Genomic DNA, 24,183 nt, shown 5'->3' with positions numbered 1-24,183 from the left:
CAGCCATCCTCGCGATGGGCGCCTGATGGCAGCAGCTTGGACACCTCGTGACAGCCAAGATCACTATCACTCGGCAGCATGAGCAGGGACAGCCCACCCGTCCTCGCTGACGCCCATCCGGTGCCACCGCCGCACCCATTCACAGTGTGGGGGTGATCCCGTTCTGATGTTGCGTATTCGCGTTTTAGCGTGTACTGTAGTTATCGCGAGGTCGGGGGAACGAAGAACCGGCCGAAAAACCATCAACTGACCCTGATTGAGGGGATCTTCATGTCCGGTACACAGACGTTCACCACCCCGGCCGGTGCCACCTACGCCTACACGGTCGAGACGGGCGAGAACGGCGAGGCGGTCTACGACCTGTCCCAGGTCTTCCAGGAGGGCGCGTTCCCGATCGGCGCGGTCGTGGTCCACCCGAACTGGGAGCTGGCCCCGGCCGTCGCGGGTCTGCTGAACGTCCAGTTCGGCAAGGGCAGTCCGGAGGACCGGCACGGGCGGACCGACGTCCCGATGCTCGGTGACGGCGAGCTGCCCTACGTGGTGGGCAGCCACCTGGTCAACCCGGCGGACCTGACCGCCGAGACCAACGGCGAGGACGCGCCGCTGCTGCGCTTCCGCAAGGCCGTCCTCGGGGCGGCCTTCCCGACCAACTCCCCGGCTGAGAACCCGTACAAGGAGACGTTCGACAAGGTCCGGGACCTCGTGACCGGCCTGGTCAAGACCTACCAGGCCGACAAGGCCACCCCGAAGCGTGAGGCCGCGTACGCGAAGTTCCTCGACGGCAAGCGCGCCGGGCTCGTCGAGAGGCTGAACGGCTACAAGACCGCCTGAGCCACCGACCAGGGCAGGGCGGCCCCCCTTTCCCCCACGGGGCCGCCCGCGCCCACCACAACCCCGCCCCCGGACCTCCCAGGGGCCCGGGGCGGGGGCCCGGGACGAGGCGCAGCCCCCACCGCGCGCGCCAGGAATCCTCCGCTAGGAGTCCGAGAAGAGCCAACGGCCAAGGAAGTTCATGAATGACCACACCACCATCCCTGACTGGGCCCGTAGTTGCTCGACAGGAAGGATCAAGTACCAGAGCGCGAGTGAGACCCGAAAGCAGTTGAGGTCTGTCCGAAACGAGGGCGGCCAGTTCCACACTTACACCTGTGACGAATGTGGGTTCGTCCATACGAGTCGGTACCGACCCGGCGCAGATAAGCGCCGCAAGCGCCGTTGGAGTTGAAGGCGCATCGCGAGCGGGCGGACCTCTGCCCCGATTGCCACAGGAAACGGCTGCACGCGCAGTCCTGGGGCGGCCGCACCGGCCGAGGACGTCGTTGCCTTCGCGGGCTCCTCATGCTTCCCCCGCTCCGTTGGGGGCAGGCCGTCGCTTCCGCCGGGAAGCGGCTTCCACAGGCCGTCTGTGTCGCTCCCGCACGCCCACGGGCTCGGGCGATGCAGAGGACACGGGCGGCCCCCTGATCGCCACAGACCGTCGCACATTGCAGGGACATCCCATGGCCACCGACAAGCTCACCGAGCTGCTCGCCCGCGCAACGAACGGCGACCCTGAGGCCGCCGCCGCGTTCCTGCGAGCACGGGCGGTACGAGTCCGCGCGGCAGAGCGCGTCACATCCAGCGCACGGGCCGCCGCTTTGCGGATGATCCGTGCGGACGGGTAGGCCGCCGCGCCCCGGCCGTCCCTCCCGAGCGCGCCCCCTCCTCCCCCGTACCTCTCGCTCGCCCCGCTCAGCGTCTCGCTGGGCGGGGCCGCTTGCTTTCGGCAGCCCTCGCCGACCGGGTCAGCTCCTCGCCCCCGAACCGTCTCCGCTCCCCTGACCCGCTTTCACCTTTCGCCCTCTCACGTCGTGGTCTGACTCTGTCTCCTCTGTTCCTGTCTTCTTCAACTCGTCCTCGTTCCCATCGGCTCTTATGCTCTTCGGCTCCTTCGTCTCGATTGCTGTTGCTGCTCACGCTGTTCCTCCACTCGTCCTTCCTCTCGTCCTCTCCCACCTCTGCTCTCCGTCCCGACTCGGTTCCGTACTCCTCCTCGCTCCAGCCGGCTCCTGCTCCACCGTCGTTCTCCTGTCACTCTTCGCTGGTGTCCTCATGCCCTTGGGGGTCTCGTAGAGAAGTAGTCGGCGCGCGCAGGCCCCCTTGACCGTCCCGTTGAAGTGCAGTTTTGCCTGTCGGGGGCGCAGCGTGGGGGCAAGTTGCAGAGCAAGCTGAAAGGCAAGTTGTAGAGCAAGTTGTAGAGCACTTTGTGGGGCAAGTTGCAGAGCAAGCTGGCCCCTTGGCGTGTTCAGCGGTGCCAAGACCTGCTCTCGCGGGGTGTGATTCCTCTCCTCTTTGGCATCTACGCAAGGGGGAGAAATCACCCCCTCCGGCAAGTGGGTTCTCTGGGGAGGGGAGAGAAATCTCCGCCCCCTCAGGGGGAGATTTCTCCGTTGCCGTGTGTGTGGGGGGAGATTTCTCCGTTGATGTGGGGGAGATTTCTCCCTCTCTTGGGTCAGGGGGAGAAATCACAGTCCGTTGGTGCGTCCCCGGGCCGGGGCACCGGCGCAGGTTGGGCGTGCCGCTTGGCGCCGGCGGTTGTGCCGTCTGGGACGTGGTGGGGTCATGCTCCCTGCGACGCCAGGGTGGCGGCCGGCTCGCTGTCGGAGGTGCGCCCGTCGAGGCAGAGTTCGCGGTAGCCGGGCGTGTAGGTGAAGCCGTGGCCCTCGCAGGTGGCGCAGTCCGGGGCGTGGGCGGTGGGGGTGCCGAAGCAGAGGACCGGTTCTTGGTGGATAGGGGTGTAGATGCCGTCGCCGTGGTGCTCCCAAGTGAGCACGGTAAGGACTTCGCCGGTGCCGTAGCAGCGTCCTGCGCAGTCATGGGGGTGCGGGTCGTCGTCTTCGTCCTGGTCGTCGAGGTCGCGGAAGGCGTCGCGGAGGTAGGCGCGGGCGCGGAGGTCGCTCAGGGCGGTCCACTCTCGCGGTCGGCACCCCGGCCGGGATCGGCCGCGGCGCGGAGCGGTCCAGCGGTCTGCCCTTGACCAGCCCCGGTCGGCCCCCCTTGACCAGCAAGGCCGGTGTCTCGCTCTCGACGCCCGGGCGACGGACCTTCACCGCCCCGACCAAGGGGCGGGTCAAGGGGGCCTGCCGCCACCCCGGACACCCCCTTGACCCGCAGGTCACAAGCTCGCCAGGGATTTTCTCGGCCGGACTGTCACACCGTCGGCCTTTTCGACACCCGTAGCAGCTGAAGGACCCGTTCCTTCAGCTTCCGTCCGAGTGCCCCTGGCCAGACCCCAGACCGCGCGTCCTAGCCGGACGCCGTCGAGACCCAGCGCACCCGAGTCGCCGCCCCGCGGCACCGTTGCGACAGGAGAAGTGTGCTCCGCACAGCAGCAGTACCGAGCAGCCCGCCGCCGGCGGGCGATCAGGCGCGCCCGCAGCGCCGTCAGCGCGTGAAGGTGCCCCTGCGCCTCGTCGCCAACCCGCACTACGCCGACGTCGCGGTGACCGCGTACGTGAAGATCACCGCGCTGGCGTTGCGTCCGGAGGGTTGCACGGCGGCGACCGTGACCATAGCGGAGTACGTGGGCCTGTCCAAGGCCTCCGTCGAGCGCGGGATGACCCAGCTGATGCGCCCCGGGCCCGACGGCGTCGTCGAGCTGTCCTCCACCCGCCGTTCCCTGCCCGGCGGGTGCGGCACCTCGGCGGTGCGACGTACCCGGCCGCTCTCCTCGGCTGAGCGGTTCGTGTGGACCCCCGTCGCGGCGTCCGAGGACCTCACCCCGCGACAGTTGCGCGCGTACGCACTCATCGCCTACGCCCAGGCCCAGGAGATCCCGCTCACCGAGTCGGAGATCGCAGGGGCGTTGCACCACCACAGCGGCCGACGGTCCGGCCAGCCGCTCACCACCGCGGCTGCCGGGGAGATCGTCGACGAGCTGGAGGCGACGCGGTGGATCACTGTGGAGCGGCGCGCTGGCGTGCGCGGCCGCCACCACTTCGTCGCTCACGACATCCCGCCCGCCGCTCAGGACCTGGCCTGTGGACAACCGTTCTCCACGGACGTCGCGTCCTCCTCCACTTCTGGTCCTGGTGAGGGATCGGGTTCGTCGGCTGGTGAGGGATCACTCGCGACTAAGGAAGAACCTAGGACTGACCGACCTGATGACGAGCGAGCCCTCTTCTCACCCGCCGTAGGCGAGGTACAGGTAGGTGAAGGTGTGGAAAACCGCGGTCTGCAACCGTCGCACGGCGAAGGCGAAGGCGGGCTCGCGCTGCGCGCGGATGACCACCAGACCCCCTTGACCAACACCACCAGCACCTACGCCGGACCCGGTCTGAGCATCAGCGCCCGGGTGCACGCCGTCCTTGAGCCGGTCCACTGGCTCTACCGGCAGACCAGCGTCTACATGCAGCGGCGCATCGCCCGGGAAGTCGGCCGACAGTTGCGCTCCGGCGTCGACGACGCCCGTCTGCGGCAGCGCCTCCAGACGCGGGTCTGCCGCACCTTCTCCGACGAGATCCGCGATCCCGGCCGGTGGATCCTCGGTGTCGGCCTGCCCCACTGGGGCTGCGGCATCTTCGACTGCGAGGCCGGCGTCCTGTGGAGCAGCGGCCGCCGGTGCTCAGTGTGCGAGGAGATCGTCCGCGACCGGCGCCGCGCCACGGCGCAGCCCGAGGCGCCCACCCCCGCCATCGTCCATCCCGTCCCTGCTCGTGTTCCCGTCCAGCCGTCCACTCCCGCGGCTCCCCGGGGCCGGTGCCCGGAGTGCGGCTGCGCCGTCCTGGTGCTGAACGGCGCCGAGCTGGCCCCCAGGTGCAAGCCGTGCCGAGAGGAGCACGAGGGTGGACGGGCCAGCGGTGGTCCGTTTCCGTCGGCACACCCCGGAGTGTGCGCGGGATGGGACGGCAGTGGATGCACCCGTCCGGCCCTCGGCTCCACCGGCCTCTGCGTCCGGTGCCGGACCCGCCGGATGGAGCGGGCCGCATCATGAGCCGCCCACTCCACCCGTCGAGGCTCGCCACTCCCGGGTGGCCCCGGGCCACATCCGCCGGATCGCGTCCCACTCGCGGGCGCCGAAGGGCGGAGCTCGGCCCATCAACCGCACCGCGCCCCGTCGGCCGTTCCGGACCAGGGTTCCTCGTAGCGCGGAGGCCCCCTTGACCGGCTTTCCCCACCCGCCGGGATCCTCCTTGACACGCGGTCCGGGTCAAGGGGAATCTCACCGTCCATCGCCGGGCGCCGCAGCACCTCGAAGTCACCGGCGTGGAGTGGGGCCGAGGGGTGCGGCCACAGGATGAGTGGAGGCCACCGAGTCCGATGCGACGGCCGCCTCCGTCCCGGTCCACTCGCACAACCCGCCGTCCATCGCCCGCCGCCGCGCACTGAGTGGGCTCCACCGTGTGCGCGGTGGAGCCCACTCAGTGGAGTGGGGTCCGGCCCTCGCCATCGGGTGTCGCCCATCAGCCACTCCCCCGGTGGACGACACCCGACAGTGGACTCCACTCAATGCCCCCGGGTCCCAGCGCACCGGTAGCGCCCACCGATGGGAACCGGCGGACAGGGCGAGAGACGGCGTCTGCCCGAAGCCCAGACGGGCGGTGGGACATGTCACCCACCCGGGGTGTCCGCCGGCGGCACCTTCTGACGTGCCCTCGCACTTCTCTCCCCCCTTGACCAAGTTCGCCGCGCGAGCTCCCTCCCCCCTTGACCGGCTTTGCCTCCCCCCTTGACCGCGGCCGTGGCCCTGCCGTTTCCCCTTGACCTCGGCCCAGGTCAAGGGGAAACCCGGCGGCCGCTCACCGTCCAGGACCTGATGCGGCTGGGGCGCTGCACCGACGCCAGCGGTAGCCGATTCGACACGGGCCAGCCGAACAGCGGACGAGCGACGGGGTGGACAGGCCTTCTCCCGGGCGCGCACCGGGGCGGGCGGAACGCCGTGCAGAAGTGCTAGCAGCCCGGGGCTTCAGCCCGACCTCGCGATGGCGTCCATCGCAATGGACTGAAGTGTGGGCGGGCGGCGCACCGCGGGGCCTGAGCGTGGATGGACCCGAACACCCCGCGATGGGTCCTGGTCCATCCACTCGATGTACTTCATCCAATCCAGTGGACGGAGCGGGCAACCGGCGCCGAAGTCCACCCACCGGGTGGACTCCGTCCAGGACTCCGCGTTCGCCTTGGTGCCCACCCGATGGAGTGCCGCCCGCGCCATCGGGTGTTATCTCGGGTCAGCGTGACCCGCCGCAGCGACGAGCTGGATGTCGAACTGACGCCGAAGGGTGAGAAGCACGCCGCCGAGATGTGAGTGGCGGACAACCGGCGGAAGCCCGCCCCGGCATCGGGGCGGGCTTCCGCACGTTCCGGGGCAGCACGCCGGAAACTCGCGGGTCCACTCCCATCGCCGCCACTGCGCACCGAGTGGGCTCCGTCCAGTGCTCCGCGTACCGATGGAACCCACTCGGTGGAGAGCCACCAGCGCCATCGGATGTCGTCCATCGGCCCGCACCACCCGATGGACGACACCCGATGGGCCGGGTCTGGTCCGTCCGCACAGTGGGCTCCATCCAACCCAGTACACCGGTGACGTCCACCGATGGCGGACGGTGGACGAGGCGGGAAGCGGCACGTGCCCCACCCAGGGTGGGCCTCAGGCGGGCGGCTTCTCGTGCTGCCCCCTCTGTCCTCCCCGCCCCCTTGACCGGCCTCCCTTCCACCCCTTGACCACGGGCCTGGGCATCTGCCGTTTCCCCTTGACCTCGACCCAGGTCAAGGGGAAACGGCATGGACGTTTCCAACCCAGAACCGCGGAGGCTGGCGCACTGCACCGGTACGGGCGGCCGGTCCAATGGGGCCGGGTAGTCCTCTCCCTGCGCGCACCGGAGCGGTACAGAACGACGTCCAGATGTGATGGCGGCCCGCGGGTCTCAACCCGAGTTGGCGATGGCGTCCATCGCGATGGCGATGGGTGGATGGGCGGGAGCGCCGAGCCCACTCGGTGGCCAGTGCGTGGATGTACGCAGCCCGCAACGAGGGCGCGGTCCATCACTCGGTGGGCTCCGTCCGATCCAGTGGATGGAGCCGGCACCGGCCCCGAAGTCCATCCATGGCCAGTGGCCCCGGCCGGAGTGGGGCACACCCCCACCCACCCCACCCGGTGGGCACCCACCCCCTTGCCCACCCGGGCCACCCCTTGACCACGGCCCCCTTGCCCACCCGGGACATCCAGGTGCCGAGGCCTGTTTTCCCTTGACCTTGTCGCGCCGCGAGAGCAGTCAGACCGCGGTCAAGGGGGGTGTCGGGAGTGTGAGCGCCATCGAGACCAGATGGCGCGAAAGGACGGACACGGACGTGGCCACCACCCAGCACACCCCGGCACTCGACTCTTCCGAGTCCACGCCCCGCTACGACACGCTCACCGTGATGAACCGCGACTGGGCCGCGCTCTGCCGTGACCTCCGGGCGGCGGACCGCGTCGCCGCGTGGGCCGGAGAGCACCCGGACCTCGCCGGAGCGGCCGGCCCCCAGGACGTGGTCGACAAGATCTCCGAACTCCACCGCCGCGGTGACCTCGACGGCCACGACCGCGTGATGCACCTGCTGGTCGAGTGGGCCGGCGGGGCCGGCTTCGACGCTCACCTCGCGTGGCGGGTAGCCGTGCGGGTCCTGCTGCCCAAGGCGGTCTTGATGGCGAAGACGCAGCGGAGGTCCTACGGCCTGCCGTGGGACGACGTGTGTGCGACGGTGCTGGGCGCTGCCTTCGAGGTCGTCCGCACCTACCCGCTCGACCGGCGGCCGCGGCGGATCTTCAACAACCTCGCGCTCGACACCCTGCAGCTGACCCGCCGCACTCTGGCTTCCTGCCTCGACGACGTGGAGGACGTCCAGGACTTCGCCGCCGGCGTCGCGCCCCTGGCCGCAGCCGAGTGCCACGCCCGATACGCGCACGTCGTCTCCAGCGAAGACCCCGACACCCCGCACCGCACGGTCGAGCTCGCCGACCTGCTGGTGCGGGCCGCCCAGATGGAGCTCGTCGACGTCGACGCGCCGGCCCTGTCGCGTCACGAGACGCGGACGGAGGTCCTCGACCTGCTGCTGTGGGCCGTCGAGGTCGGAGCGCTCAAGGTGATCGAGGCGCAGCGCATCGCCCGGTACTACCTGTCCACCTCGCAGCGCCCCGACCAGCGGCACATGACGACCCGGTCCATGGGTCACGAGGGAGACCTGCTGCGGCAGCACGCCAGCCGTGCCGTTCGCATGCTGCGCGCGAAGTCGGATCTCGCGCAGTACTGCGCCGCGGCCTGAGAGCCGCTGGCACCCCTCGGATCGGGCGCCGCAGAAGTTGCTCGAAAAAACCTCGGTCCGACTGTCACACCGCGCGCTTCCTCAACACCTGTAGCAGGCGAGAGGGCTGCCAGATCGGTCCAGCCCTACCTGAACGCCCCGCCCCCACCCTTTCGACTCCGGGAGAACCGACGTGACCACGCCCCCGGCCGGCACCGGCCGACAGCTGCTCGACGCCGACGAGGCCCGTGTGGCCCGTGCTTCGCGCGAGCTGACCAAGATCGCCGCCGCGCTGGTGAGCCGGCCAATGGACCGTGGCCTGCACGAGCAGATGCGCGCCTTCCTCGACAGGGAGTCGGAGGCATCTCTGGCGTCGTGGGACGTGCTGCTGCAGCGCACGCCGGACCAGCTCAAGGAGCGCATCTCGACGGTCCTGACCGTCCAGGCCCTGCGGACGGCGTCGTGAAGCGGCAGCGCCGGCCGCGCAAGGCGGCCAAAAAGCAGCTCGTCGAGGCAGAGGCCTGGGACGAGGAGGTCGACGAGATCCAGGAGACGCCCGCGGACGAGCCGGATGAGACCGGGTGGAAGACGAGCACGGCCCAGATGGCCGGCCTCTCCCGGCTGGCCCGTGCCGGTGTCTGGGCGCTCGTGGTCTCCGGCCCGGTCCTCGGCACGCTCGCGTTCCTCTCCTCGTCCGCTCCCGCCCAGGGCGCGGACAAGCCGGTCGCCGCGGCGACGCCGGCGTCGCCGGTCGGGCCGGCCGGCTTCGCCGAGCTGTTCGTCGCCGCCTATCTGCAGGCTGGCCAGGGCACCGAGCGGGACCTGGCGCCGTACTACTCCGGCTCCGTCGCACTCGCGGTCAAGCCCGGGACCCGCACGGCTACGCAGTCCACCGTGATCGCCTCCCGCGAGGTCCAGCCCGGCTACTGGTCCGTCACCGTCGCTGCCGAGGTCACCGCCCACGATGACAAGGGCAAGTCCAAGCGGCTGGGCGTCCAGTACTTCCGCGTCGGGATCCAGGCCACTGGCCCGGCCGGCGCCGGCGGCACCGAGCAGGGTGCCACCGCCGGCTACGCGGCGACGTCGTTGCCGGCGCAGGTGGCCGCGCCCACCGCGCTCAAGCCGGGCGGTCTGGCGTACGAGACCGACCGCGGGTCGAGCAGCGCGGACCCGTCGGTCGAGACCGCGCGCGGGTTCCTGGCCGCCTACCTGACCGGCACGACCGAACTCGACCGGTACACCTCGCCCGGCACGCGGCTCCAGCCGATCAGCCCTGCGCCGTACGCCGCGGTGAAGGTGACCGGCGTCCAGGACGACTCGTCCGGCTCGGGTCAGCAGAAGGTGCCGGCCGACGGCACGGTGCTGCACCAGCTGGTCCAGGTCGACGCCACCGACCAGGCCGGCAGCCCGGTCTCGCTGAGCTACGCGCTCACCCTCAGGTCCCGCGCCGGCCGCTGGGAGGTCGCGTCCGTCGACGACGCCCCGGCGATCCGCGCGAGCAGTCCGCCCTCGGCGGCGCCGCACGCCACCACCCCAAGCCCCGACGCAGCAACGGCATCTCCTTCGCCGTCGCCGTCGAACTCCTGAAGAAGAGGAATCGTTCATGCACACCCTGGCGGCAGCCAACCCCGACCACGTCGTCCTCGCTGGCGACGTCCTCGACTGGGCCAACACCAAGACGGGCCAGGTCCGCACGCTGGTCCTCACCGTGGCCACCCTCATGGCGATCATCGCCGTGCTGATGGCCTGGTGGAAGACCCGCTCCTTCGTCGGCACTCTCGTCGCCTTCGTTCTGGCAGCCCTTGTGCTCTGGGGCATCAGCAACCTCAACGTCCTGAAGACCAAGGTCGGCTCCGAGATCGACGACACCGCGGCCTCGGTGTCCGTCGTCCACGTCACCGGTGAGGCCCCCGATCTGGCGGGTGAGGGCTGGCGGGTCTCGTGAGCGCCTCGGAGGAGGAGCTGATCGGGCACTCGTACACGCGAGCCCGTAAGCACCCGCTCGTCATCGGCAAGCTCCCGGGAGCCGGCCGGCTCCCGGGAGGGCCCTACACGATCACCCAGGTCATGACGATGGTGATCAGCTTCGGGCTCCTCGTCATGACGAGGGATCTGTGGGCCCACTTCGGCGCCATGAACTTCATCCTCATGGCACTGATCCCGTGGGGTCTGGCCTGGGTGCTGCGGTACGCGCGGCTCGACGGCCGGGACCCGGCACGCGCCGTGCGCAGCCTGCTCATCTACTCCTCCACTCCGGCCCAGGGGCGCCTGGCCGGCAAGCCGCAGCGGGCCGCTCGACCGCGACTGGCGACCGCCACCTGCACGGTGCGCGTCCGGTCCGCCGAGCGACCCGCTCCGGCGGCCGCCGCGAAGCCCGTCCCGCAGCCCGCTCCTGCGGCCAGGCGCAAAGCCCGCCCGACCCCGGTGCCGGCCGCAACCACGGCGGGCCGGGCAGAGCCGAAGACCGGGCTGCAGGCCCTCCTTGCCTCCCTCGACGAGCACTGACCAGCCGCCTCGTCCCACCACCCGCACAGAAAGAAGAACCCCATGCGTCTCCCCGTCCGGCACATCAGCGGCCACCTGATCTGGACCACCGCCGCCACGGTGTGGGCGGTGTGGCGCGTCGACACCGAGAACTACACCCACGCCAGCAAGTCCACGAAGCGCGAGCGGCTGGACGCACTGGAGTCCCTCTTCAAGTCCCTGCGGGGCGAGGCCCTCCTGCTCAGCCTGTGCCCTAGCGTCGACGCCGCGTCGGTCGTCACCCGCATGACCGCCGGCGTCGACCTCGACGCCTCCCCCGAGTACGTCGACCTGGCGCTGAAGGTCCTCGACCAGCTCCAGGACCTCGAACTCACCGGCCGCGTCGACTTCCTCGCCGTCCCCCTGCCCCACCTCGACTTCAAGCAGAGCACCAAGGCCGTCTTCTCCTCCCTCCAGGTCGAGGTCATGGGCGCCCTCGGCCTGCCAGTCGCCCCGATATCCCTCGCCGAAGAGCGCCAGCGCCTGGAGCAGGCCAGCCGCCTGGCCGCCGGCTGGCCCTCCGGCATCAAGATGCGTCCTGCCACAGAGGCGGAAATCCTGTGGATCTACGGTCACAGCGCCCGCCGTGGCCTGAGCGAGCCGCTCCTGCCCGAGGACGGTGCACCGCGCGCCCTGCGCGGCCGCGGCCATACGGTGACCGCCCACACCCAGGTGATCCTGGACGAGGGCGGTCGCGGCACCCGGGCCTCCAAGGGCCCCACCAACCCCTTCAAACGCCGCTACCTGCGCGCCACCAGCGAACACGGAGACTCCTACCAGGCGTTCTGCGTACTCTCCGAGATGCCCGAGGCCTTCCGGTTTCCCGGCAGCGAGTACCTGGCGGCGTTGGACGAGTTCAACTTCCCCGTGGACTGGGCCGTCCGGCTGAACGTCGAGTCCGGCTCGAGGGCCGAGCCGAAGAGCCGGCGCCAGCAGCGCGAACTCGCGCACCAGCGCGGCGAGTACGACGGCGAGACTTCCGGTGTGCCGGCCTCGCTCGACAAGGCGTCCTTCGCCCTGGACGAGTACCGCGACCGGCTCACCGCCTCCAGCACCGAGGTCGAGATCCGCGCCACCGTCGCCACCTGCGTGTGGGGAACCACCCCCGAGGAGGCGGACGAGAAGGCGACGTCGCTGGCCAACCACTTCGGCGGTAACGACTACACCTTGGTCAGGCCCACCGGCGACCAGGTCGCGCTCTTCCACGGCATGCTGCCCGGCACCAAGACCCCGGGCCCGATGCTCGACTACACCCAGTACCTTCTCGCCCGCGACTTCGCGATGAGCATGCCGTTCTGCGGCGCCGGCCTGGGAGACGACTCCGGCAGCCTCTTCGGCCTCCAGCTCAACGGCGGCGGCGTCCGCCCCGTGCTCGTGGACTTCTCCCATGGCCCCCGCGTCAACGCCTCCGCGTCCGCCGCGTTCGTCGGCGAGCTCGGATCCGGAAAGTCGGTCGCCATGAAGTGCGCGATGTACTCGATCCTCACCACCGGCCACCGGACCGGGCAGAGGAACTCCCGCGGCCGCGCTCTGGTCATCGACCGCACCCCGCAGCAGGAGTGGAGCCGGTTCGCGAACGCCTGCTCCGGCACGACCCAGATCATCAACGTCGACGAGAACGCCGGCGTCTCCCTCGACCCCCTGCGCGTCTTCCGCGGCCCGCGCGCCGCCCGCTACACCGAGTCCTTCCTCACCCCGCTCCTGGACATCGGCTCGATGAGCATCGAGGGCATCACCCTCGCCGAGGCCATCGAGGCCACCCGACTCGGGCCCAAGCCGAGCATGACCGCGTTGATGGACACCCTCGCCGACCGGGCCCGCACGCCCGACCCGGACGAACCGAACGACAACGCAGTCCGCGCTGCCGCCTCCGAACTTGTCCGCAAGCTCCGCTCGCTGGCGAAGAAGGACCTCGGCCGCACCATCTTCGACCCCACGCTGCCGGTCGTACGGATCACGGACTCCGACAGCATCGTCTTCGCCGTCGACCGCCTGGGCCTGCCCACCAAGGAGGAACTCTCCGAGCACCGCCTCCCCTCCCTGGAGGTGGAAAAGCGGTTCGGCTGGCGGCTGATGTACCTGATGACAGCGCTCTGCAGGGAGATCGCGTTCGCCGACCCCAACGAGTTCGCCGGCGTCTTCCTCGACGAGTGCTGGTGGCTCACCTCCTCCGCCGAGGGCTCCAACCTGATGCTCGAGCTCATCGCCGACGGCCGCAAGCACAACGCGGGGGCTTTCGCCGGCTCGCACGACCCGTACGACATCGGGCCAAAGTCGGAGATCGGCGACAAGATCCGGGCGCTGCTCAGCCACATCTTCGTCTTCCGCCACCGCGGCAAGGCGCTGGCCGCGCGGTGCCTGGAGTTCCTCGACCTCGACCCGGCCGACGACGAGATGCTCAAGGTCATCACGGAGAACCTCTCTCCGCTCAACGTCAGCGAGGCCGAGCGCGTCCTGCGGGCCGGCGAGGGCCTGTACCGAGACCTCCGCAAGCGCATCGCGGGCATCAAGGTGCTGATCCCCGCGGACGAGAATGCGGCCGCCGCGATCACCACGACGCCCGGCCAGCCCGACGACGAAGCCGACGAGACCGTGGAGTTCGCCGAGGCGCCGGACGGAGTCCTGGCATGAGTCGCCTCCGGCAGCGTGGCCTCAAGCGGCGCCTCGGCCTGATCGGCGTTCTGCTGGCCCTGCTCACCGTGGTGCTGGCCCCTGCGGCCACGGCAGACCCGTCGCCGTCGCCCAGCACGTCCGCGCCGGCGCAGCCGGGGGCCGGCCTGAACCTCAACCAGAAGCCGAAGGACGGCAGTGACGGCAGTGACGGCATCCTTCAGCCGTTCAACGTCACCGACAAGGACGGAGTCCCGATCAGCTCCTACACCGTCAAGACGGACACGGGCGGCTGGAAGGACATCGACCTCAAGATTTGGAACATCGTTGCCCAGCTGCTCTTCGGCGTCTCGAAGTGGGCCATCGGTTTCACCTGTTGGCTGATCAAGTGGGCGCTGAACTTCGGGCTGGCCGAGGTCATAGCCGGTCCCGTCGACGACATCTCCAGCACCATCAAGAACCAGGTCATCGACCGGCTCGGTCTTCCCGGCCTGTTCCTTACGTTCGCGGGCTTCTATTGCGGCTGGCTGATCCTTTTCAAGGAGCGCTCGCGCGGTTTCGCCGAGATCGCTGTCTCTCTGGTCGTGGCCGCCGTGACCACCACCGTGCTCGTCTCGCCGGCCCAGGTGCTCCTCGGCCAGCACGACCAGCCGCAGCCGCAAGGTTCCACCATGCTGCTCTCGGAGGAGGGCCTGTTGGGGAAGTCGAAGGACTTCACCCTGGAGGTCGCCAGCATCGTGCTGGCCGACGATCCCACGAGCGCGAAAGGCAGCGCCGACCCGAACAACGTGGCGAAGCCGATCACCGACGCCCTGGTGGAGGCATTCATCGTCAAGCCCAACCAGCTGATGGTCTACGGGCAGACCTTCGAGAAGGGCTGCGACAAGGCGTTCCGCGAATACAAGCTCAAGGAGTTCCACCTGAACCAAATGGCCGGGCAGTACTGGCAGGACCCAGTCATGGACTCGATCTACAACGACCAGATCGCCGAAGCCCTGAACCAGGAAAACGACAAGTTCGTCAACGCGTGCGGCGTCGAGAAGCCCGAGGCCAAGCAGGCCTCCGCCGACCTCGCGTTCAGTGCCTTGTTCGTCGCGATCGCGGCCGTCATCGTGACCATCCTCATGGTCCTGGTCACCGGCACGTTTCTCACCGCGCAGGGCTGGCTGGCGTTCGAGGCCATCCGCGGCCACTGGGCTCTGTGTGCCGGCATCCTGCCGGGAGGCGGCCGCGCCACCTTGTGGCGCTGGGTCTCCGCGGTCACCAAGGCAGTCCTTGGAATCGGCATTGCCATCCTCTTCTTGGCGATCTTTATCCTGATCGTCCTCGCGCTGATCGACGCGGAAACCGGCGACGTCCTGGCCGTGAAGTTCGTCGTCATCGACGTCACGGCCGTGGCCGGCCTGGCCGGCCACAAGCGCATCAAGCAGATGGCGCAGACCATCGCGGTCAACCTCAACCGCAAGCTCGCCAACGCCCGCGTCGGCGGCTCCCGCCGCTCGGTGTTCAGCAGCCCCGGCCGCTATGCCGAGACCGCTCCCGGTCTGAAGCAGATGTGGGGCGAGGCTCGCGGCGAGGCACGGCGTCTGTCGCAGCCCGTCGGCAAGCGTCTGAAGACCGCCCGTAACGCGTGGGCCGGCTCGCCGCAGGCGAACCGCAAGGCGAGCCGGCTGCGGACTGCGGCCCGGCTCGCCACCAACGCGGCCGCGGCCGTCGGCACCGGTGGTGCGAGCACGGCAGCGAAGGTCGCGGCACAGCAGGCGGCCAAGCAAACCCTGAAGAAGCGCCTGGCCACGGCGGCCGGGAACAAGATGTCCCAGACCAGGGGCGGCAGGGCCACGATGGCTACCGGCAAGACTGCCGCCGCCACCGCCAAGTACGGCGCCAAGGCGACGAAATTCGCCTTCATGGCCACGCTCGGCGCGCCGGTGGGAATCCCCCGTGGCGTTGCCGCGACGAAGCGGGGCGCATCTGCGGCCACCGCCCGTGCCGGGCAGGTGCGCGACCAGCTCAAGGCCGTCAAGGAACGCACCGTCGACAAGAAGGTACAGGAGGCGAAGGACTTCGGCGCCGAGTACAAGCACAACGTCGTCACGGCCGGCAAGTTCGTGGCGAAGACTGGGACGAAGGCGCAGGTGAACCTGGGTCTGGCGCAGATCCAGTCGAACCCCCGGGCCTCGAACCCACCCGGTCCCAGGGCCGGTGCCATCGCGCCGAAGACCCCCGGGAGGCCGCCGGCAGCGGCCGGGGTCAAGACGCCCAGCACGTCCAAGGCGGCCGGTAAGAAAACGCCGGGCACGGTAAGGCCGCCGGCCGCCGGGCCGACCGCGGTGCCGAAGATGCCGACCCCACCCACCCCTGGGCCGCCGACGCCGCCGGCCGCGAAGAAAGCGACGCCGGCCAAGCCGCCGGCTCCGCCCCGGGTGATCCGGCGCGCAACACGGCCGCCCGGCCCGCCCAAGCCTCGGCCGTAGCCGGGGCGCGGCCGGGGCCCATCTGGCCCCGGCCGCCCAGATCACCACACCAAAACCACCTGACGGGGGACCCTCATGCCCAAAACCGATGTCACGTGTGCCCAGCGCGGCACGATCGCGCTCTTCGCCGCGGCGGTAGTCCTGGCGGTCGTCGGTGTGACTCTGCTTCTCGGGCTCCGCGGGGCGGAGCGTCCTGCCGCCTCCGTCTCTACTCCCCGTACGGCCGCGCCTTCTGCCGCTGGGAATGGGTCTGGCAGCGCAAGCCCGGCAGGAGCGTCGCCCGCGGCCGAGGTGTCGGAGTCTCCTGTCGTTTCGGAGCCAAGCCCGCTGCCGGCACCGATCCAGGAAGCCGCTCGGGCTTTTACGACGGCGTGGGCCAGTCACGACGCCCGGCCGGGACGGGACACCTCGTTCGACGACGCGTCCCGGCGCGCTGCCGCCTACGCCGACGGCGATCTCGCCGAGGAACTGCGTACCCACACCAGCGGGAGCGCCGGCGGTCGACAGTGGCAGAGCTGGAAGGAACGCCAGGTCCAGGTGACGGTGACGGTTCTGCGCGTGTCGCTGCCTGATGGGGCACCCGCGCCTACCGAGGACTCCGGCTTCGCACGCGTGATCTACAAGCTCACGGAGAAGGCCGCTGACCGTCCTGTCGCCGAGTCGGAAGAGCACGTGGCACTCAAGCTCCGTCGCGGCGCTGACGGTAACTGGCGCGTGGTGGGCGTGCCCAATGTCTGAGGAGGGCGAGTCCAAGGTCCTGCGCAATGTGGTCGTCGCGGTTCTCGTCTCGTGCCTGCTCGGCTTCGGCCTGATTCTGAGCGCGGTCCTGGCGCTGTCGTCGGCCATCGGCGAAGACAACACCAGCGACGCGCTGGAGAACGCGGGGTTCGGCGGCGGCCTGTCGGACACCAAGGAGATCCCCGACTGGCTGCGCCCGATCATCCTCGACGCGGTGCGGGACTACGGCTGTGCGGAGGTCACCCCCTCGCTGATCGCCGCCCAGCTCTACCAGGAGTCCACCTTCCGTGTGAATCCCCCCAACGGTGGGGCCGACGCCCAGGGCATCGCCCAGTTCATCCCTGGCACGTGGGCCGAGGAGGGCGTTGACGGCAACAAGGACGGCAAGAAGGACATCCTGGACCCGAAGGATGCCGTGCCGTCGATGGTGTCCTACGACTGCAAGCTCGCAGACCAGATCCGCAACGTTCCCGGCGACGTCGTCGATAACATGCTGGCCGCCTACAACGCCGGCGCGTACAAGGTGAAGAAGCACGGCGGCATCCCGCCGTACAAGGAGACCCGGGACTACGTCCGCGAGATCCGGGAGCGGGCCGAGAAGTGGTCGGCACCGATGGACGGCAAGGTCTCCGGTGGTCTGGCCAAGGTCGTGGCCGCGGCCAAGGAAGCACTCAACACCCCCTATGTGCTGGGCGGCGAATGCAAGCCTCCGTTCCAGGGTGCCAGCGGGTGCGACTGCTCCAGCCTGGTCAAGTACGCCTGGAGCAAAGTCGGCGAGAACCTGCCCCGCGTCACGTACGACCAGGTCGACATCGGCAGCAAGGTGAACTCGGTGAACGACCTGCGCCCCGGAGACTTGATCTTCTCCGGCGGCAGCGCATCCAGCCCCGATCACGTCGCCATGTTCATCGGGGGCGGGGAAGTCATCGACGCGCCGCACACCGGCGTCAGCGTCCGGATCAAGCCTCTGTCGTTCTGGAAGGACCGGATCTTGATCATGAAGCGTCCGGACTACACCGAACCTGGCTCGGGCGGCACCTCGGGCACGTGGGTCACCCCGGTCGCCGACGACCACATCGGCACCGGTTACCGGGTGTCGGGTTCGATGTGGTCGAGCGGCTACCACACCGGCGTCGACTTCCCTGTGGGTACGGGGATGGCGATCCGCGCGGTCGGTCCGGGGACCGTGGTCACGGCCGGCTGGAATGTGGCGTACGGGTATCAGGTGGTGATCAAGCACGGGGACGACATGTATTCGCAGTACGCGCACCTGTCCTCGCTGGCCGTTGTCGCCGGTCAGAAGGTGAACGGCGGCGACCGAATCGGGTACTCCGGCGCCACGGGCAACGTCAGCGGCCCGCACCTCCACTTCGAGATACGCAGCGGGCCCGAGTACGGATCGGACATCGATCCACTGCGCTATCTCCGCAGTCACGGGGTCAAGATCTGACCCTGCCGGCGTCACGCGCTCCCCCTGCGGGGCCCTGTAGGTTCCGAATAGAGATGTCGTTTTCCAAGTGACTTGTCAGCAACTTGTCGCACGGCTGGCTGTGATGCCCACGCTCTTTCACCTGTTGTGGTGCGGTGACCTGCACGTCGATTTGGCGATCCCGCTGAGCGACGGCTCTCGGGTCGGTCTCGCGGAGGTGGGACATGGGTGAGCTGACTCCGCGGGGGGTGCTGCGGGTCGGGGATCGAATCCGGTTCGAGGGCCGCACTCAGCAAATCGTCGGGCTGGAGGGAATGGCCTTGCGGCTGGTCAGCGAAGACGGTGGCGCCAACGTTCTTCCAGCCCTACCGTGAGGTGAGCTGAGCGCTGAGAACCGGTTCGGTGAACAGATCACCATGAGGCAGCCCGATACCCAAACCTTCCGCGATGCGTAGGAAGAGTGCTCGCGAACCCAACGGACCGTAGTCGTTGGCCTCCGGGATCGCACCGTATACACGCAGCTCGGGGTCGAATCGCAAGGGCTCGACTCCGAAGCGATCCTCCAGCCGGAGGCTTGTCTCGGAATTGAAGCCGGTGAGCAGGTGGCCATTCTCGGCGTACCAGAATTCCGCCCGGCCGTTGCCATCGAAGTGCAATACAACAGCAGCCGTTCCCTGAGAAACGTCACTGATCAGCTCCGTGCCCTCTACACACCGCCAACTGGCATGCTCCCAGGCCCACGCCCAGTTACCGCACCGGCCAGCAGTCACCAGGTACGCGTCCATGTCGTCGAGACGGTCCTCGAACTCGTCGTGGAAATCATCCTGATCCCGTACGGTCAGAGTCGCGGGATCGGCCCCCATCCGGCCCAGAAGCTGCGGAGCCGCAAGGTCTCGCGCGAACGTGAGACTCACCAACGGCAGGTCTTTCCCGTACATCCAGCCCAAACCTGTCACCGGCACTCCTCGCGACCAGACCCGTATGACGAACGATGTCGTGACCCAACCACGGCAGTCTGCACGCACTCGCGTGCACTTGGCCACAGAGCCTGTTCCGATCATCACTGCCCCAATGTCGGATTAGTCGGAGTTATCAAATACTCACGCAGCTGTCTCGTCGACAATCCGGCCGCGCGGGCCCCGATCCACAAGCTCGGGGGGACATTGGACAAGGCACTTCCCAGGATCTTCGGTGCTGACTGCGCGGAAGTCTGGATGCGGCTCAACGCCGTCTGCAGGAGGCCATGGGCAGCTCCACCGAAGAGCAAGACGGCTGAGTCAGCTGTCCCGTCCGTCAGCATGATTCCGTGAATGCCATGTCCGTTGAGAAAACCGAGGGCGAGCCTTCTCAATCAACATGGCGGATGGCGTCCCGCTGTGTGGTGTAGGGGATCTCCGCGGTTGAGTGCGCGGGTTCTGCTCCCTCGGGTGCACCGTCTGCCGGTGACTGCTCCCTGCTCAACTGGCAGGCCACCGTGCAACTGTCCTGAGTGAACGGGCAGTTCGACCCCAGGGGGTGCACGGTGGCCTTGTCCCAGCATGACCTACTTCGCCTGCTTGAGTCACTACGTTCGGCCGATGGTCTTGAACTTGTCCGAGAGGTCGCCGAGCGGCTGCTTCAGGAACTGATCGAGGCCGAGGCCACCACAAAGATCGGCGCCGAGTGGGGCGAACACACCGGAACCCGCACCACCTGGCGCAACGGGCACCGGGAGAAGACGGTGACCACGCAGGCCGGCGACCTGGAACTCGCCATCCCGAAACTGCGGGCCGGAAGCTTCTTCCCCAGCCTCCTCGAGCGTCGGCGACGCATCGACCAGGCCCTCTACGCGGTCATCATGGAGGCATACGTCCACGGCGTCTCCACCCGCTCCGTCGACGACCTGGTCAAAGCCCTCGGCTCGGACACCGGGATATCCAAGAGCGAGGTCTCCCGGATCTGCGCTGAGCTGGACGAACAGCTCGACGCTTTCCGGACCCGTCCGCTGGACCACATCCGGTTCCCCTACCTGTTCCTCGACGCCACCTACGTCAAGGCCCGTGTCGACCACCGCATCGTGTCCCAGGCGATCGTCATCGCCACCGGCGTCACCCAGGACGGCGGCCGGGAAGTCGTCGGGGTCATGGTCGGCGACAGCGAGACCGAAGTGTTCTGGGCCCAGTTCCTGCGCTCCCTGCGAGAACGCGGTCTGACCGGCGTCCGCCTGGTCATCTCCGACAGCCACAGCGGCCTGGTCAAGGCGATCCGCAAGGTCATGCTCGGCGCCGCCTGGCAGCGCTGTCGTGTCCACTTCGTCCGCAACGTTTTCGCAGTGATCCCGAAAGGGTCGGCGGAGATGGTCGCGGCGACGATCCGCACCGTCTTCGCCCAGCCCACCGCGGACGCGGTCCGCACCCAGCTCGACACCGTCGCTGACATGCTCGGCCGACAGTTCCCCAAGGTCAGAAAGATGCTGCTGGAAGCCAAGGAAGACCTGACCGCGTTCGCGGACTTCCCCCACCAGCACTGGAAGAAGATCCAGTCCACGAACCCGCTGGAACGGCTGAACCGGGAGATCAAACGCCGCACCGACGTCGTCCAGGTCTTCCCGAACCCAGCCGCCGTCCTCCGCCTTGCCACCGCAGTCCTCGCCGAACTCCACGACGAATGGATCGCCTTCCCCCGCCGCTACCTCTCCAACGAGAGCATGGACGCCCTCTACACCGACACCCCGACCGTCCTACCCGCCACGTCAAACGACTGATCGCCTACACCACGAGAAGGGACATGACCACATGGCGCCCCATCAGGTCAACGGCTCGCCATCTGACAGATGCACTGCGACAGGACAACTCGGTACGGCGCCAGCGTCACGCTGTCGGTCCGTGGTCCAGTCTTCGTTGGGTTGTTCCGCTCAGGCCAGCGCTGGTGGCGGCCCGAGGCTGAGGGTTATGCCGTGTCCGGGTCGGCGCCGATAGCACCGACCGAGCGAAGCGAACGCCCGAGGTCTCCGGTGAGGATGCGGGGGTGGCGCCGCCACCACCACAGGTCGGGGCCGGGCAGCCTGTGGAACTGATCGAGTGCTTGTCCGTCGTCGTCGATGGTCCCGGTCTTGTACTGGTCGTCCAGAGCTTTGATCCGTGGGGTCCAGAGCTGGACGACGTGTTCGTCCAGCAGGAGCCACGCCTCATGCAGCCAGTTTCGGCAGTAGAGGTCGTTGGTGTACTCATAAATGTCGTCGCCGTAGCCGCCCTCGATGACGCTCACCAGGGCAGCCCACGCGTCCACCTGGTCAGCGACCGTGAATGCCGTCCGCCAGCCGCGCCGGTGCAACAGCTCTCCCACCTCGGTTTCAGTAGCCACGGGCGTGAGGCTCTCATGCCGAATCCGTCCGGGCGACCGAGATATGTCCCGCCAGACGCTGGCGACCCCGCAGCATGATCAAGCTGAGACGATCTCGCCGTGGTGTGATCACGGCGTCGGAGCCGTCCTGGATAGCCCCGTTCAGCGGGCTGAGCCATCGGGAAACTGGTGACCGTTCTGCGGCGCCAGGGTGCAAACACCATCCGCAAGGGCCGGCCGTGGAGCCTTCCGCTGGAGGACCGGGCACTGCTGGTCGCGGCCTACTGGCGCACGAACGTGACCATGCGGCAACTCGCCCCGCTGTTCGGGGTGTCCAAGTCGGCGGCGGACCGCTTCATCGACCACCTCGGGCCGATGCTCGCGCTCCCGCCCCGCAAGCGCCGATGAGCTATTAGAACTACCGGTACTCCTCCAACCACCAGGTCGTCATCGACGCCGACACCCGCCTGGTCGTCGTGGTCGGCCGGCCGCTCGCCGGGAACCGCAACGACTGCAAGGCATGGGAGGAGTCCGGCGCCAAGACCGCCGTCGGCAAGACCCTCACGATCGCCGACGGCGGCTACCCGGGCACCGGACTGGTCATCCCACACCGCCGCGAGCGCGGCCAGGCCGGACTCCTGGACTGGAAAGAGGAACACAACAAGTCCCACAAGCAGGTCCGCGCCCGCGTCGAGCACTTCTTCGCCCGCATGAAGACCTGGAAGATCCTCCGCGACTGCCGCCTCAAAGGCGACGGCGTCCACCACGCCATGCTCGGCATCGCCCGGATGCACAACCTCACCCTCGCCGGATGAACGAGCGGGTCGCACAGCAACCACCATGCCCGAGGCAACCCGAAGATCATTTACGGACAGCGCTTAGTCGGTCTGTCCAGCCGCTAATGGGCGGCGAGGATCTCCTCAAGAACGTACGACGCATCCATCGGCAGGCCATCGCCATCGCGAACCGCTCCGGCGCAGACGACCAGGGCCTTCCAGAGCGCCCAGCCTTGTCCACGCTCCCAGGTCGCCTCGTCCACCCCTAGTTGATCGCGGAACGCGGCCCGGCTCTTGCCGGTCAGCATCGTCCAGGCGATCGCCAGATCGCAGGCAGGGTCTCCGACTCCGCAGGTGCCGAAGTCGATGACGGCCGCGAGCGCACCGTCCTTCACCAGCAGGTTTCCCGAGGCCATGTCACCGTGGAACCAGACCGGCTGACCGTCCCACGGGGCTCTCAACGCCCGTTCCCAGATCTCCTCGGCGATCTCGGTCCGGATCAGGCCGTCCAACGTCTCCAGGGCGGCCCGGGCCCACCCGTCGTAGGTCGTCAGTGGTCCGCCTCGGAACCAATTGTGCAGTCCCGGGCCCGGTCCGCCTGTCGGGTCGATCCGCTGCAGGGAGACGAGGAACTTCGCAAGGTGGATGGCGAACGCCGTCATGTCCTCGACGACGGCACGGGTCGCAGGCTCGCCACCGATCCACCGATAGACCGACCAGTTGTGCGGAAAACCCTCATCGGGCACGCCTCTGGCCACCGGAACCGGGACCTCCAACGGCAACGCGGGTGCGAGAACCGGCAGCCACCGGTGCTCCTTCTCCACCGCCAGCGCGTACTCCTCGGCAGTCGGTAGCCGCACCAGCATCTCGTCACCGAGGCGAAAGGTGCAGTTGTCCCAACCCTGCGCATCGACCTGCCGGACCTCGAGGTCGGACCACTGCGGGAACTGCGCGGCGATCAACCTGCCCGCCACCGCGGCGTCGACTGGTTTCCGGTCCGGCAACGGCAAAACGTCGGGCGTCTCGTTCATCGGAGGCGACCGTACGGCGCCCCATCGGATCACCACAAGCGATTTCCGATCGCCCCGAACCTAATCCGGGAACTGTCCGTCCCCCAGCCCGAGCGGCTCGAAGCAATGCACCCCAGGCCACTGCCCCGGCAGACGCCGCACCTACTACACCTTCACAACCGGGGGCTACCGAACCGCCCGGCGCGAAACCACCCAACACCGCACCACGGCCTGAGGAAACCGACAGATCTGTCGGACGAATCCTCGACAAGAAGCCTGGACAGCACCTCAGAACACCAGGTCACGTCCCCACCGACCGACAAAACAAATCGGAACCTACAGGCCCGTGGCGCCGACGCGTGTGACCGCTGGCGAAAAGAAGTTGGAGCGGAGTGTCACACCGAGCGGGATCCAGACACCTGTAGCAGGTGAAAGGCCGTTTGCTCTTTGGAGGTGCCGCCGTGCTCCCGACTTCCCGCGTTCCCGTTCCGGCCGCGGCGCCGCCGCGCGCCTCGTCCTCAGGCGGTGGGCGATGACCACGATCGACCTCGTCGACGGCGTGATCGGCTTCATCGGGGACCTCCCCGGCCACGCCGAGCGGCTGGCCGACTCGGTGATGGCCAACGTCTGGTGGGTCGCGCTGGTCGCTCTTGCTGCCGGCGGTGCCGCTGCCGCGGTCCGCTGGGCCCTCTCCCACGGCCCGATGTCCAAGCGAACGGCTCTGGAAGTGCTGCCGACCACCGGCTTCGACCCGAAGCCGGAAGAGGTCATCCGCTTCGGACACCAGATGGCCCGCGCGCACAAGAGCGTGTCGCGCTGGCTCTTCTCCTCGACCCGGACCAGCGCCCTGCGCGTCCGCTTCACCTGCTCCAACGGATCGCTGTCTATGAGGGTCGAGGGCCCGGACCGAGCCATGTCGGTGTTGCGCCACCAGGGCTACGCCCAGGTCGAGATGCGGCCCGTGGAGGGCGACGGCCGTGCCACGCGCGAACGACCGCAGATCCGGCTCGGCTCCTGACGCCCTGACGCACACCACAGACAGG

The 24,183-nt window shown here is 68.7% G+C and carries 18 protein-coding genes and 1 pseudogene; 15 read left to right on the top strand and 4 right to left on the bottom strand.

From position 1 onward, the window contains the following. Window positions 1-270: 270 nt before the first annotated feature. Together AS594_RS36540 and AS594_RS45085 are read left to right on the top strand one after the other, a co-directional pair. On the top strand, window positions 271-831 hold the full coding sequence (locus tag AS594_RS36540) for a hypothetical protein (protein ID WP_069935913.1): 561 nt from the start codon (window positions 271-273) through the stop codon (window positions 829-831). A gap of 668 nt (window positions 832-1,499) precedes the next feature. Continuing rightward, window positions 1,500-1,664 carry a hypothetical protein gene (locus tag AS594_RS45085; protein ID WP_167368116.1) on the top strand — a complete coding sequence of 55 codons (165 nt, stop codon included), beginning with the start codon at window positions 1,500-1,502 and terminating at the stop codon, window positions 1,662-1,664. A gap of 935 nt (window positions 1,665-2,599) precedes the next feature. Here the strand turns inward: AS594_RS45085 and AS594_RS45555 are convergent. Beyond that, complete coding sequence (locus AS594_RS45555) at window positions 2,600-2,812, bottom strand: hypothetical protein (RefSeq protein WP_069935912.1); 213 nt, start codon at window positions 2,810-2,812, stop codon at window positions 2,600-2,602. Window positions 2,813-3,430: 618 nt separating this feature from the next. On the opposite strand from AS594_RS45555, the gene AS594_RS36530 reads away from it, so the two are divergent. The 10 genes from AS594_RS36530 (at window position 3,431) to AS594_RS36485 (ending at window position 18,054) form a co-directional block, all read left to right on the top strand. After that, window positions 3,431-4,972 carry a hypothetical protein gene (locus AS594_RS36530; RefSeq protein WP_069935911.1) on the top strand — a complete coding sequence of 514 codons (1,542 nt, stop codon included), beginning with the start codon at window positions 3,431-3,433 and terminating at the stop codon, window positions 4,970-4,972. Window positions 4,973-7,326: 2,354 nt separating this feature from the next. After that, on the top strand, window positions 7,327-8,280 hold the full coding sequence (locus AS594_RS36525) for a hypothetical protein (protein ID WP_079148904.1): 954 nt from the start codon (window positions 7,327-7,329) through the stop codon (window positions 8,278-8,280). 172 nt (window positions 8,281-8,452) lie between these two features. Beyond that, complete coding sequence (locus AS594_RS36520) at window positions 8,453-8,725, top strand: hypothetical protein (RefSeq protein ID WP_069935909.1); 273 nt, start codon at window positions 8,453-8,455, stop codon at window positions 8,723-8,725. Then, entirely contained in the window at window positions 8,722-9,846 is a 1,125-nt protein-coding gene (locus AS594_RS36515; RefSeq protein WP_079148850.1) for a conjugal transfer protein, read from the top strand. The genes AS594_RS36520 and AS594_RS36515 overlap by 4 nt, the downstream gene beginning before the upstream one ends. 16 nt (window positions 9,847-9,862) lie before the next feature. Then, window positions 9,863-10,204: a hypothetical protein gene (locus AS594_RS36510; RefSeq protein ID WP_069935908.1), complete on the top strand. Its 342-nt coding sequence runs from the start codon at window positions 9,863-9,865 to the stop codon at window positions 10,202-10,204. Next, window positions 10,201-10,764 carry a hypothetical protein gene (locus AS594_RS36505; RefSeq protein ID WP_069935907.1) on the top strand — a complete coding sequence of 188 codons (564 nt, stop codon included), beginning with the start codon at window positions 10,201-10,203 and terminating at the stop codon, window positions 10,762-10,764. Before AS594_RS36510 ends, AS594_RS36505 begins: the two co-directional genes overlap by 4 nt. Before the next feature lie 42 nt (window positions 10,765-10,806). Continuing rightward, window positions 10,807-13,413 carry an ATP-binding protein gene (locus tag AS594_RS36500; RefSeq protein ID WP_069935906.1) on the top strand — a complete coding sequence of 869 codons (2,607 nt, stop codon included), beginning with the start codon at window positions 10,807-10,809 and terminating at the stop codon, window positions 13,411-13,413. Next, window positions 13,410-15,866 (top strand): hypothetical protein, encoded by a 2,457-nt coding sequence (locus tag AS594_RS36495; protein WP_240509218.1) that lies wholly within the window; start codon window positions 13,410-13,412, stop codon window positions 15,864-15,866. Before AS594_RS36500 ends, AS594_RS36495 begins: the two co-directional genes overlap by 4 nt. Before the next feature lie 291 nt (window positions 15,867-16,157). Next, complete coding sequence (locus tag AS594_RS36490; RefSeq protein WP_069935905.1) at window positions 16,158-16,604, top strand: Cif family virulence factor; 447 nt, start codon at window positions 16,158-16,160, stop codon at window positions 16,602-16,604. Beyond that, entirely contained in the window at window positions 16,597-18,054 is a 1,458-nt protein-coding gene (locus AS594_RS36485) for a peptidoglycan DD-metalloendopeptidase family protein (RefSeq protein WP_240509217.1), read from the top strand. Before AS594_RS36490 ends, AS594_RS36485 begins: the two co-directional genes overlap by 8 nt. 344 nt (window positions 18,055-18,398) lie before the next feature. On the opposite strand, the gene AS594_RS36480 is transcribed toward AS594_RS36485, so the two are convergent. After that, a complete protein-coding gene (locus AS594_RS36480) occupies window positions 18,399-18,989 on the bottom strand; it encodes a DUF6461 domain-containing protein (RefSeq protein WP_069935904.1) in 591 nt (196 codons plus the stop codon). A 566-nt stretch (window positions 18,990-19,555) separates the two neighbouring features. On the opposite strand from AS594_RS36480, the gene AS594_RS36475 reads away from it, so the two are divergent. Then, a complete protein-coding gene (locus AS594_RS36475) occupies window positions 19,556-20,776 on the top strand; it encodes an IS256 family transposase (protein WP_069931460.1) in 1,221 nt (406 codons plus the stop codon). A gap of 185 nt (window positions 20,777-20,961) precedes the next feature. Here AS594_RS36475 and AS594_RS36470 read toward each other — a convergent pair whose 3' ends face one another. Next, window positions 20,962-21,375 (bottom strand): hypothetical protein, encoded by a 414-nt coding sequence (locus tag AS594_RS36470; RefSeq protein ID WP_069935903.1) that lies wholly within the window; start codon window positions 21,373-21,375, stop codon window positions 20,962-20,964. A gap of 74 nt (window positions 21,376-21,449) precedes the next feature. On the opposite strand from AS594_RS36470, the pseudogene AS594_RS36465 reads away from it, so the two are divergent. Continuing rightward, window positions 21,450-22,169 (top strand): annotated as a pseudogene (locus tag AS594_RS36465) (transposase). Between the two features lie 83 nt (window positions 22,170-22,252). Here AS594_RS36465 and AS594_RS36460 read toward each other — a convergent pair. After that, window positions 22,253-23,161, bottom strand: a complete 909-nt coding sequence (locus tag AS594_RS36460; RefSeq protein WP_069935902.1) for an aminoglycoside phosphotransferase family protein — start codon at window positions 23,159-23,161, stop codon at window positions 22,253-22,255. Between the two features lie 511 nt (window positions 23,162-23,672). Between AS594_RS36460 and AS594_RS36455 the strand changes: the two genes are divergently transcribed. Next, the gene (locus tag AS594_RS36455) at window positions 23,673-24,158 is read left to right on the top strand and encodes a hypothetical protein (RefSeq protein ID WP_069935901.1); all 486 of its coding nucleotides are present in this window, start codon (window positions 23,673-23,675) and stop codon (window positions 24,156-24,158) included. The last annotated feature ends 25 nt before the right edge of the window (window positions 24,159-24,183 follow it).

It is taken from the genome of Streptomyces agglomeratus, from assembly GCF_001746415.1.
In the GTDB taxonomy this organism is placed as follows: domain Bacteria; phylum Actinomycetota; class Actinomycetes; order Streptomycetales; family Streptomycetaceae; genus Streptomyces; species Streptomyces agglomeratus.
The sequence above is the reverse complement of the archived record's forward strand: the minus strand, read 5'-3'. Positions and strand labels throughout refer to the sequence as shown.

Excerpts from the sequence above, each read along its gene's own strand:
- AS594_RS36540 (WP_069935913.1), top strand. The coding sequence starts at position 271 with ATGTCCGGTACACAGACGTTCACCACCCCGGCCGGTGCCACCTACGCC.
- AS594_RS45085 (WP_167368116.1), top strand. The coding sequence starts at position 1,500 with ATGGCCACCGACAAGCTCACCGAGCTGCTCGCCCGCGCAACGAACGGC.
- AS594_RS36510 (WP_069935908.1), top strand. The coding sequence starts at position 9,863 with ATGCACACCCTGGCGGCAGCCAACCCCGACCACGTCGTCCTCGCTGGC.
- AS594_RS36500 (WP_069935906.1), top strand. The coding sequence starts at position 10,807 with ATGCGTCTCCCCGTCCGGCACATCAGCGGCCACCTGATCTGGACCACC.
- AS594_RS36495 (WP_240509218.1), top strand. The coding sequence starts at position 13,410 with ATGAGTCGCCTCCGGCAGCGTGGCCTCAAGCGGCGCCTCGGCCTGATC.
- AS594_RS36485 (WP_240509217.1), top strand. The coding sequence starts at position 16,597 with ATGTCTGAGGAGGGCGAGTCCAAGGTCCTGCGCAATGTGGTCGTCGCG.
- AS594_RS36460 (WP_069935902.1), bottom strand. The coding sequence starts at position 23,161 with ATGAACGAGACGCCCGACGTTTTGCCGTTGCCGGACCGGAAACCAGTC.
- AS594_RS36455 (WP_069935901.1), top strand. The coding sequence starts at position 23,673 with ATGACCACGATCGACCTCGTCGACGGCGTGATCGGCTTCATCGGGGAC.